Raw genomic sequence first — 11,290 nt, forward strand, 5'->3', positions numbered from 1 at the left:
GTCGACGAGCTCCGCGACGCCGGCTATCACACCATACATGTCGGCAAGCTCCATCTCGGCTCTACCCGCACCCCCGGCGAATATCCCTACAACTGGGGATTTGACGTCAATGTGGCGGGCGGCCCCAACGGCGGCCTTGCGACTTATCTGTCGGAAAAGAACTACGGCCACGACGAAAACGGGCGCCGCACATCGCGCTTCGCCATAGAGGGTCTGGAAAAATACTGGGGCAGCGGCACGTTTGTCACCGAAGCTCTCACTCAGGAGGCTCTTAAGGAACTTGACAGAGCCCGCGACTACGGCACCCCGTGGTTTCTCTACATGAGCCACTATGCGGTGCATGTGCCGATAGACCGCGACATGCGTTTCTACCAGTCGTATGTCGACCGCGGCTATTCGCCCAAAGAGGCTGCATACGCTTCGCTCGTGGAGGGTATGGACAAGAGCCTCGGCGACATCCTCGACTGGCTCGACAAGACCGGCGAGGCCGACAACACCATCGTGATATTCATGAGCGACAACGGCGGCCTCGGCGCCCACGGCGGATGGCGCGACGGCGCCGAGCACACCCAGAACGCTCCTCTCCGCTCTGGAAAATGCTCCCTGCTCGAAGGGGGCATACGCGAACCCATGATCGTCCGCTGGCCGGGACGCACCGAGCCAGGCTCCGTACAGCCGCGCTACGTGATGATCGAAGACTTCTACCCGTCGATAATGGAAATGGCCGGACTGAGCGCCGACTCCATCCGTCCTGACGGAAAGAGAATCGACGGCATCAGCTTCGTGCCGCTGATCGACGGCACTTCCGATCCATCGGCTCACCGCCCGCTCTACTGGAATTTTCCCAACCACTGGGGAGTGGAGGGCCCGGGCATCAACTTCAACACAGCCATACGCCTCGACGACCACAAGCTCATATACAACTACGTCACGGGCGAAAAAGAGCTGTATGACGTAGGCCACGACATAACCGAAAGCCACAATCTGGCTGATGAGCGCAAGGATCTGACCGACGAACTTTCGCGACGTCTCGGCACATACCTGCGCTCGGTCGACGCACAGCGTCCGACGCTCCGAAGCACAGGCAAACCTCTGCCGTGGCCCGACGAGCGATAAAATCCGCACGACATAGCGACAACAAGCAATTCCATCCACTGACTTTCGCTTAAATTTCAAGATTTATGATCAATAAATCACTCAACAGCCGCATGGCCACAGCCGCCGCGCTGCTTACTCCAATATTGTGCATGCCCGGCGCCGTCAGCGCCAAATCGCACAAGAATTCCCTGTCGGACAAGGTCAACAGCAGGGAGCAACCCAATGTAATCATCATTCTGGCCGACGACCTCGGTTACGGCGACCTCGAATGCTACGGAGCGAAAAATGTCAGCACCCCCAACGTCAACCGACTTGCCGAGCAGGGCATCAAGTTCACCAACACCCATGCCGTAGCCGCCACGAGCACCCCTTCGCGGTATTCGCTTCTGACCGGCGAATATGCCTGGCGCCGCCCCGGAACTGATGTAGCCCCGGGCAATGCCGGAATGATAATACGTCCGGAGATGTACACGATGGCCGACATGTTTCGCAACACCGGCTACCGCACCGCCGCCATAGGCAAATGGCATCTCGGACTCGGTGACAAGACGGGAGAACAGGACTGGAACGCTCCCCTTCCCTCGGGTCTGGCCGACATAGGATTTGACTACCACTATATCATGGCAGCCACGGCCGACCGTGTGCCATGCGTCTTTATCGAGGACGGCAAGGTCGCCAACTACGATCCGGAGCATCCGATACGCGTGGATTACCGCAGGAACATTCCCGGCGAGCCTACCGGCAAGGATAATCCGGAGCTGCTCTACAACATGCGGTCGTCGCACGGCCACGACATGGCCATAGTCAACGGCATAGGCCGCATAGGCTACATGTCGGGCGGCGGCAAGGCGCTGTGGAAGGATGAGAACATAGCCGACTCGATCACATCGCACGCCATAGACTTCATTCGCAGCAATGCCGGCGAACCGTTCTTCATGTATTTCTGCACCAACGACGTGCATGTGCCCCGCTTCCCCCACGAGCGCTTCAGAGGCAAGAACCCGATGGGTGTCAGGGGCGACGCCATAACGCAGTTTGACTGGTCGGTGGGCGAGATCATGCGCACTCTTGACGAGCTCGGCATAGCCGACAATACTCTTGTGATACTCACCAGCGACAACGGCCCGGTGCTTGACGACGGCTATGATGACCAGGCCGAGGAACTGCTCAACGGTCACAGCCCCACAGGTCCGTACCGCGGCAACAAGTACAGTGCCTTCGAGGGTGGCACGATGGTGCCGGCGATCGTAAGATGGCCTAAGGGCGTTGCCGGCGGAAAGGAGTCGGACGTGCTGATGTCGCACATCGACTGGATGGCCTCTCTGGGGTCACTTATAGGCGCCCGCCTGCCTGAAGCCGCCGCCCCCGACAGCCGTCAGCGTCTGGGCAATCTGCTCGGCACCGACACCACCGACACCCCCTGGGTGGTAGAGCTTGCCTCGAACCACACTCTTGGCGTAAGGACAAAGGACTGGAAGTATATCGAGCCTAACGACGGACCCGCAATGATACAGTGGGGGCCGAAGATCGAGACAGGGAACAATCCGATGCCGCAGCTCTACGACATGTCGTCGACCAAGGGCGAAACCGAAAATGTGGCTCTCATCCACCCCCAAGTGGTGTTTGACATGCAGAACATACTCCGTCGCGTGCGCTCTACGGCCGCAACAAAGCTGCCGTAAAAGCCGGAACGGGATATGACAAACGACTGGCGCTGTGACAGAATGATCCGTCACAGCGCCTTGATTTTAGAAATTGTCACTTCAGGATGACGAGCACCGGATTGGGCTCCTCCTCGCTGTCGGCCACGGCCTGCAGCTGCTGCGGCACCGTAGCGTCGGGGTGCTCTTCGATCCACTTGAGGATATCCTCCTGTGTGAGTATGCCGATGAGGCTGCCGTCGGGCGCGGCCACTACTGGATAGAACGGCATGAAACCGGTCAGGTCGTCGACAAATCCGTCGGCTGCACGGGTCATGCGTGTAGTGCCTGAAACCTTGTCGTAATATCCGATGAAGTTTCGTTCGTCGTCATCGGTGCGCCATCCCTTTCGCACGCCAAGGAAGAGCTTGTCGGACGACTCTATTATGTCGGACACGATCAAGTCATCGTCGCTGATATCGCGCCGGCCATTGTCGGCCGCCGTATAGGCCCTGTCGCCGAAGTCCATCACCATGACCGGACGCGGCTCACGCCCGCACCCGACACTGAAAATCGTGTCGGAGAAAGCCAGCATGGCATGGATATCGCCTTCGGGAGTGTACCACAACGGGGCGTCATCCGACCTGTAGCTTGCCGGCCGGGCATCCATCTTAAGTCCGCTGAGTCCCTGCTGTGAGTTGCGCATAAGCCCGGGCGTTTTCATTACAGTGATACCACCTATCGAACCGAGATCGACCGGGTCGTCAGCCGCTGCGCGGCGCACAATCGGCAGCGAGTCGGCAACGACTCCCGACGGACCTACGAAGACCGCCGAGAGATACGGCACCGGCACTTCCATAAAGCCCGTCAGCGCATAGACACGCATAGTGTCGACAACTGCCGCAGGCAATTGTCCGGCAGCCGGGAATGAGGTGGGCGCCGCACCGAGAAAGCGTCCGTCGACGTCATATCTGACAAGGCTGTCGCCGACTCCACGGAAGAAAAGAGTGTGGCCTTTGCTGTCGGTGACGAATTCAGGCCGGCGGTAAGCCTCCGGATCCTGTCCTGCATGACCGATATGATTGAGAAAACGTCCGTCGGCAAGGTCAAACGCAAGCACCGACGATCCGGCTCCGGCAGCCGACGATCCGGTATTGCACACTACGGCACGGTCTCCGACCACGCGGAGTTTCCACCGGTTGGCCACGAGGAAACTGTCGCCCGTGGCAAGCGGCACATAACGGATAGCCTTGCCAATCTCGCTCACTTTCAGCTCCGAAGGCGATGATATGGCGGAGGCCACGTCGATACGCCCCATCACTGCGTCGTCATTGCCGCTACACGAGGAAGCCGCCACTGCGACAGCCGCTGCCGCGGCATAAAGAAGATGTTTCATAATCTGACTATGTATTATGTGTTAAATGACTGGTTGAAATCACTGATCACAGGAACGCATCCGCACACGCCTGGCTACATAGACGCCGAGCGCCGTCAGCACGTAGACTGCGGCCATGACAAGGACTATAAGCGCCGAGCATGGCACATCGACAACAGCGGCAAGAAGCAGGCCGCCGACACTGCACAGCAGCGACACCGCGGCCGACGCAAGCATCATCCGCGAGAAGCGACGGCAGAACAGTTCGGCCGTCAGCTGCGGCAGAGCGAGCATCGACATAAGCAGCATAATGCCCACCAGGCGTATAGTCAGGACGATACACACGGCTGTCATGACGGTCATGACAGTGGAGATCGTGCCTACGGGAAGCCCAATGACAAAAGCGAAATCGCGGTCAAAGGCCACAGCCACTATGCGGCGGTAGAAGAGCGCGAAAAAAAGTGCCAGCACAGCTGTGAACAGAGCGAAAGCCCACAGATCGGCACTCGAGATGGTCAGCACGTTGCCAAACAGAAAACTGTTAAGCTCGGGCACATATCCGGGAGTGAGAAACACAAACAGGATGCCCACCGCCATGCCTATTGCCCAGATGACGGCTATGGCCGAGTCCTCGCGCACCCGGCCTCTGACCGACATCAGCTCCACTCCGAGCGATGAGGCCACAGCGAACAGTGCGGCCGTCAGCACGGGATTCCATCCAAGATAGTAGCCAAGTCCGAGGCCGCCGAAACAGGCGTGGGTCACTCCGCCGCTTATCGACACCATGCGTCGTGTGACGATATATGTGCCTATCATGGCCGATGCGATGCTTATGATCGCAAGACCGATGAGCGCGTACTGAAAGAAGGTGTATTGAAATAGTTCGTTCATGATGCTTTGACTGATTTTACGGAGTTTCCGCCGGCCGCCTGACGCGCCTCGCCGACAATCATCAGCAGCTCCTCGCGCACAGCCTCAGGCAGCGCGATGCCCCGGAGCTGTATGCTTCGCGCCCACGGCGCTATCTCTTCGGGACGGAGTGTCAGCATGACGTCGCGGAACTCTTCGACGGCCTCGTCGGGATATGCGTCGGGCGCAGTGCCGGCATATCGGTCGAGTTCCTCATCGTCGTAGTATTCGACCACAGGCTTCACGGCTGTCAGCAGCGAATCTTTCTCGCAGACAAGATGCATGCCGCAGCATTCTCCACCGTCGCCGCCGGATGCGGAACCAGTGTCATCGTCGTGGTCTGAAGCCATATCGCGCGCTATGCGACGGTGTCTCACCTCAAGCAGATAGCAGACAATCCCTACCGCCACCAAAGCGCATAGCAATATCAGCGCTGGTATCATTCGTCAGTCTCCTCCGAAAACTCTTCGACCGTAAACCCGGCGGCACGAAGATCATCCCAGAATCCGGGATAGGACTTGGCCACCACCCCGGCATCGCGCACGACGGCTCCGGGGATATAGATTGCCACGGGAGCGAATGCCATGGCCATACGATGGTCGTCGTAGGTATCGAACACCGGGATTTCGGTCACCGGACGCCGGGCCGACTCCCAGAAAATGCAGTCGTCGCCTTCGGTCTGCATGATCACACCGACCTTGAGCAGTTCACGGCGGAGTGCCTCTATGCGGTCGGTTTCCTTGATGCGCAGCGATGCCACTCCTGTGAGCCTGAAGGGCACTCCGAGCATGGCACAGCTCACTGCCACCGTCTGCACGATGTCGGGCGTGTCGGCCATGTCGGCCACAAAGCGCGGCGCCACGTCGGGCGAAGCCACAAGATCAATGCCGCCATTCTCACCTTCCGGCTCCGTTTCCACTCCGAGACCGGTGAATAGTCCGGCACATCTCGAATCGCCCTGCAGACTGTCGGCGGGCCGGTCGAGTCCGCGCAGAGTGAGCCATCCGGAGGTCAGCGCCTCGATCTCATACCAGTAGGAAGCGGCGCTCCAGTCGGCCTCCACCTCGAATCCGTCGGGAGTCCGGTATGCTCCGGGAGCTACCTCTATGACAGCTCCCTGCCGGTCGACCGACGCCCCCCACCGGCGCATCATGTCGAGAGTCATGGCCATATATGGCTCTGAAGCAGGCTCTCCGACAAGCGTCAGACGCAGTCCGCGCTGCATCATCGGCGCGATCATGAGCAGCGCCGAGATAAACTGCGAACTTATGGTGGAATCGATACTGACTTCGCCACCGGCGAGCCGCGATCCGCGAATCAGCAGCGGCGGGAATCCCTCCTCGCCGACATAATCAACCGACGCTCCGCAGCAGCGCAGCGCGTCGACGAGCGGCGCCACGGGACGGCGGCGCATGCGCTCCGATCCGTCGAGCCTGACGGTGCGCCCCGGCTGTGCGGCGAAACAGGCAGTCAGAAAACGCATGGCTGTGCCTGCGGCGCCGATATTTACATATTCAAGCGCCGGATCGGCAAGAGCGCCACACATTGCTGCCGTATCGTCGCAATGGGCGACTTCAAAGCCCGGCTTATCGTTTCCGGCGAGAGCGTCGAGTATGAGCGCCCTTGCGCTGATGCTTTTTGAGAGAGGCAGCCTGACGTCGGCCTGAAGCAGTTCGTCGGGCGGAAAAATTCTTAAGTTCATATCGGCAAAGTTAACCAAAATAGCTTTAGCGGCAGCATCTCCGGGCATGGGTGTCGGTTTTTTTTGCAGTTTTTTGCAGATATTTTTTCAACCGGTGTTAAACCTTTGCATCGTCCGCGAGTCTATTACTTCGGACAAACGAGAAAAAAGACATATTTGATGATACATTACTTCCACCGCTGCACTGCAGCGCTGATAGCCCTGACACTCGGAGCCGCGACGGCTCTGGCCTACGACATCAAAGGCAAAATCGTCGACTCCGACGGAGAACCGATGGTAGCAGCGACCGTAAAACTGCTGGCAGCCAAAGACTCGACCTTTATCAATGGTGTCAAGACCAATATCGACGGCAACTACAGCCTCACAGGAGTGAAAAGCGGCAACTACATAGTGGAGGCGATGTATATCGGATACCGCACAACACACAAAGACACAAAGATCGGTTCAAAAAGTGTCACTCTGGAGCCAATCGTACTCGAGATGAGCGCGATTGAGCTCCAAGAAGTGACCGTCGTCGGTGTGGCAAGCGAAATCAAAGTGAAAGAAGACACGGTGGAATACAACGCCGGCTCATATAAGACACAGCCCAATGCCGTGGTGGAGGATCTGCTCAAACGTCTGCCCGGCGTGGAGGTAGACTCCGAGGGCAAGATCACAGCCAACGGCAAGGAGGTGAAAAAGATACTGATCGAAGGCAAGGAATTCTTTGCCGACGACCCTCAGGTGGCATCAAAAAACCTGCCTGTGGAGATGATCGAGAAGCTTCAGGTGGTTGACCGCAAGAGCGATCTGGCACGTCTGACCGGCGTGGACGACGGCGAGGACGAGACGGTGATCAACCTTACGGTGAAGAAAGGGATGCAGAACGGTTACTTCGGCGCCGCCGAGGCAGGCTACGGCACCGAAGGGCACTATCTGGGCCAGTTCAACGTCAACCGTTTCTGGAACGGCAACCAGATGACCCTTTTGGGCAACTTCAACGACATCAACCAGCTCGGCTTCACCGACAGCAACGGCAACCGTTTCCGCCGGTTCGGCGGCAGTCAGGGTCTGACCACCTCGCAGGCTCTCGGCATAAACTTCAACGTTGGCAACAAAGAGATATTCCGTGTGGGCGGCAACGTGATGTACAGTCACTCCGACCGCAATGTGATTCGCCGTCAGGAACGCCAGTACCTCGAAGCCGACTCCACCTCGTTCGCATCGTCGGGACGCAACGCCCGCGACCGCGGACACAATGTCAGCGCCGGTTTCAGAATGGAGTGGATGCCCGACTCGTTCAACACACTTGAATTCCGTCCGACGCTGTCGTACAACATGAACTCATCGTCGAGCATCGACTCCACAATCACCCGTGCCGGCGACGCAGCCCGCACCGCCGTGAGCCGCAGTCTCAACACCGCAGCCGCCGACGGACATTCGCTTGAATTCGGCGCACGACTGATATACAGCCACTCGTTCCGCCGCCACCGCGGACGCTCGTTCTCCATCAGCGCCGAATACAACCACTCCAACATCAGGGAGCATGAGAACACCTTCTCACGCAACCTGTTCTATCTGCTAAACGACTCCGTGGACATATACGATCAGGAAGCGAGCAACCATTCATGGACTGACCGCATGAGTGCCCGTCTGACGTGGACCGAACCGCTCGGCAACGTGAAAAACGGCCGATTCCTGACGTTTGCCTACAACCTCAACTACCGCTGGAACAACGCCGACAACATGATCTATGACCATCCGCTGCTTCCCATGCCCGGCCCCGACGGCTTCCCCGAAGTGGACTACTCGCAGCTGATATTCAACCCCGATCTGAGCAACCGTTTCCGCAACGACTATTTCAATCAGGACATACGCCTGGGCTTCCGCCAGGTGACCAAAAGCATAAATTTCGAGGGAGGCATATCGCTCGTGCCGCAGATGTCGAAAAGCATCGACCTGATCAACTCCGACCGCGATATCGACTCGCGGTGGATGGTCAATGTAGCTCCGTTCCTGCGCTACCGCCATAGATTCAGCAAGACCCGCTCGCTCAATATCCACTACCGCGGCCGCTCGTCGCAGCCCTCACTCACGCAGTTGCAGCCGGTGCCTGACATGTCGGACCCGATGAACATCATATACGGCAACCCGGCGCTGGATCCATCGTTCAGCCACAACATGAATATCCGCTTCCAGGATTTCAACACAGAACGCCAGCGCTCTATCATGCTCATGGCCAATATGTCGCTGACACAAAATTCGATAGTGAGCAACATCACCCGCGACAGGGAAACCGGCGCCCAGACCACCCGCTACGAAAACGTCAACGGAGTATGGTCGGCCAGAGTGATGTCGATATTCTCCCAACCTCTGCGCAATAAATTCTGGCAGATCAACAACCACCTGTTTGTCAACTACAACCGCAATGTAGGCTTCAACAACGGCCAGCGCAACCGCTCCGGATCGCTTATGGTGGCCGAAAGCTTCGGCATAGCTTTCCGTCCTGACAACCTGGAGCTTGAACTTCGCCCCAAATACCGCCTTCAGACCACCCACAACTCTCTGCAGGGTATCGGCGGCCAGACCGTCCACACCTACGGAGGCACATTCTCGGCCTACTACTCCACCCCGATAGGAGTGATACTCAACTCCGATCTGACCTATTCGGGTTCGGCAGGCTATGCCGCAGGCTACAACCAGAAACAGTGGATGTGTAACGCCTCGATCTCCTATCAGTTCCTGCCGAGCCGTTCGCTCACCGTGGCTCTGAAGGCCTACGACCTTCTCAACCAGCGCTCCAACATAAGCCGCACCATCACCGCCAACTATATCGATGACACGATGATCAACGACCTCACCCGCTACTTCATGCTGACGGTAAGCTACAAATTCAACACCTTCGGCAAGGGCAACATGCCTTCCGACCGGAATATGCGCGGACCCGGCGGGCCCGGCGGTCCGGGCGGCCATGGCGGACGTCCGCCGCGTTTCTGAAGCGCACAGGCACAAAGGATGTCGGGGCTGAAATGACCCGACATCTCTTTTTTTAACATTGACACAGCATGAAGCCGCGACAAACGCGCTTGCAGCTGTGGGGCGAGTTTGCTAACTTTGCAGTCCAATAAGCTACAGAGTGAGAGTGATCAGATTTCGCAGTATAAAGACCCGCACGGCCATAGCGATAGGAACGCTATGGCTGGCGTGTGGATGCAGTCCGGTGAAACATGTGCCACAAGGGAAGTATCTGCTTGACAATACTGAAATTGTGATCACACAGACTACTGATACATCAGGTGACCGACGAAGCGATGAAATGGTGCGCAGTTCGGATCTTGTCAACTATCTGCGCCAGACTCCAAACCACAAGGTGCTGGGCTTTCTGAAACTTCAGCTTGCCACCTACAGCCTTTCGGGCAAGGACTCCACCCACTGGTATAACCGATGGCTTCGACGACTCGGACAGCCGCCGGTGATCTATAATTCCGATCTTACCGAGGCGTCGCGCCGGCAGCTAAGGCTCGCTCTCGTCAACCGCGGATTCATGCAGGCCTCGGTAGAAGTCGACACCCTGCCCGACAGCGCTCGCCGCCGCATGGATGTCAGCTATCTTGTCAACACCGGCCCGCGCCACCGGATATCGCGCATGAACTATGACATCGCGGACACCGCGATAGCCCGTATAGTCCGCGCCGACTCGGCTCTGCTGACACTCCGCTCCGGCGAACCGTTTGACCGCGACAGGCTTGACGAAGAACGCTCGCTGGTGACCCGCCGTCTGCGCGACCACGGATATTATGCCTTCGCCAAAGACTATATATCCTACATAGCCGACACGGCCGAAAACTCTCTCGACGTAGACCTGACAATGGTCATCAGACCGCCCATGACGCCAGGCATAAGCACTGAGGGCAACGCGCCGTCGGGCGAAGAGGCGATCTCAATACCTCATCTGACCTACAGGGTGAGGTCGGTATGGTTCATCACCGACTACGCTCCTAACTCCGACCGTACGTGGCAACGCGACACAGTCAGCCGCGGTGACATCCACGTGGTGTATGGCCGCGACCGCTATATCAGGCCATCGACCCTTGAGGAGAAATGCTTCATAGAGCCGGGACAGCTTTATTCGTCGCGCGACGTTGACATGACTTATCAGTCGCTCGCGCAGCTCGGCATACTGCGCTCTATCAACATAGAGATGCAACCGGTATCGGCACCTGTCGACGGCAGCCAGTGGATCGACGCCTACGTGTATCTGACACGCAACAAGAAACAGGGCGCCACACTTGAGCTTGAGGGCACAAACTCGGAGGGGGATCTGGGCTTCGGCATAGGCGCAACGTATCAGCACCGCGACGTAGGCCGTGCCTCGAACCTGTTCACAGCCCAGTTCCGCATGAACTACGAGAGCCTATCGGGAAATCTGTCGGGACTGATCAACAACCGCTACACGGAGTATGCCGGCGAGGCCGGACTGACATTCCCCAGTTTCCTGTTTCCATTCCTTTCGGGCGAATACAAGCGGCGCATCAAGGCCACTACCGAACTGGCCGTGTCGATGAACTACCAGGAGCGGCCTGAATA

Annotated in this window: 8 protein-coding genes; 4 read left to right on the forward strand and 4 right to left on the reverse strand. The window is 58.0% G+C overall.

Annotated features, from left to right (window positions below; translation table 11 throughout):
* A partial coding sequence (locus C5O24_RS07680) for a sulfatase-like hydrolase/transferase (RefSeq protein WP_107681670.1) occupies nucleotides 1-1,116 on the forward strand: 1,116 nt, incomplete at its 5' end.
* 131 nt (nucleotides 1,117-1,247) lie between these two features.
* Entirely contained in the window at nucleotides 1,248-2,780 is a 1,533-nt protein-coding gene (locus C5O24_RS07685; protein WP_237613012.1) for a sulfatase family protein, read from the forward strand.
* 76 nt (nucleotides 2,781-2,856) lie between these two features.
* Here the strand turns inward: C5O24_RS07685 and C5O24_RS07690 are convergent, their stop codons facing one another.
* The 4 genes from C5O24_RS07690 to C5O24_RS07705 are packed head-to-tail and all read right to left on the reverse strand — an operon-like array spanning nucleotide 2,857 to nucleotide 6,724.
* Nucleotides 2,857-4,134 (reverse strand): DUF4934 domain-containing protein, encoded by a 1,278-nt coding sequence (locus C5O24_RS07690; RefSeq protein WP_107681671.1) that lies wholly within the window; start codon nucleotides 4,132-4,134, stop codon nucleotides 2,857-2,859.
* A gap of 39 nt (nucleotides 4,135-4,173) precedes the next feature.
* Nucleotides 4,174-5,004: a metal ABC transporter permease gene (locus C5O24_RS07695; RefSeq protein WP_107035893.1), complete on the reverse strand. Its 831-nt coding sequence runs from the start codon at nucleotides 5,002-5,004 to the stop codon at nucleotides 4,174-4,176.
* Nucleotides 5,001-5,465 (reverse strand): phospholipase, encoded by a 465-nt coding sequence (locus tag C5O24_RS07700; protein ID WP_107035892.1) that lies wholly within the window; start codon nucleotides 5,463-5,465, stop codon nucleotides 5,001-5,003. The genes C5O24_RS07695 and C5O24_RS07700 overlap by 4 nt, the downstream gene beginning before the upstream one ends.
* On the reverse strand, nucleotides 5,462-6,724 hold the full coding sequence (locus C5O24_RS07705; protein ID WP_107035891.1) for a 3-phosphoshikimate 1-carboxyvinyltransferase: 1,263 nt from the start codon (nucleotides 6,722-6,724) through the stop codon (nucleotides 5,462-5,464). Before C5O24_RS07705 ends, C5O24_RS07700 begins: the two co-directional genes overlap by 4 nt.
* Before the next feature lie 159 nt (nucleotides 6,725-6,883).
* Between C5O24_RS07705 and C5O24_RS07710 the strand changes: the two genes are divergently transcribed.
* Both C5O24_RS07710 and C5O24_RS07715 read left to right on the forward strand, forming a co-directional pair.
* Nucleotides 6,884-9,700 (forward strand): TonB-dependent receptor, encoded by a 2,817-nt coding sequence (locus C5O24_RS07710; protein WP_107681672.1) that lies wholly within the window; start codon nucleotides 6,884-6,886, stop codon nucleotides 9,698-9,700.
* Nucleotides 9,701-9,839: 139 nt separating this feature from the next.
* Nucleotides 9,840-11,290, forward strand: a 1,451-nt coding sequence (locus tag C5O24_RS07715) for a BamA/TamA family outer membrane protein (protein WP_500690277.1), incomplete at its 3' end; no start/stop codon positions are given.

The sequence above is a fragment of the Paramuribaculum intestinale genome (assembly GCF_003024925.1).
Taxonomy (GTDB): domain Bacteria; phylum Bacteroidota; class Bacteroidia; order Bacteroidales; family Muribaculaceae; genus Paramuribaculum; species Paramuribaculum intestinale.

Excerpts from the sequence above, each read along its gene's own strand:
- C5O24_RS07705 (WP_107035891.1), bottom strand. The coding sequence starts at position 6,724 with ATGAACTTAAGAATTTTTCCGCCCGACGAACTGCTTCAGGCCGACGTC.
- C5O24_RS07710 (WP_107681672.1), top strand. The coding sequence starts at position 6,884 with ATGATACATTACTTCCACCGCTGCACTGCAGCGCTGATAGCCCTGACA.
- C5O24_RS07700 (WP_107035892.1), bottom strand. The coding sequence starts at position 5,465 with ATGATACCAGCGCTGATATTGCTATGCGCTTTGGTGGCGGTAGGGATT.
- C5O24_RS07690 (WP_107681671.1), bottom strand. The coding sequence starts at position 4,134 with ATGAAACATCTTCTTTATGCCGCGGCAGCGGCTGTCGCAGTGGCGGCT.
- C5O24_RS07695 (WP_107035893.1), bottom strand. The coding sequence starts at position 5,004 with ATGAACGAACTATTTCAATACACCTTCTTTCAGTACGCGCTCATCGGT.
- C5O24_RS07685 (WP_237613012.1), top strand. The coding sequence starts at position 1,248 with ATGCCCGGCGCCGTCAGCGCCAAATCGCACAAGAATTCCCTGTCGGAC.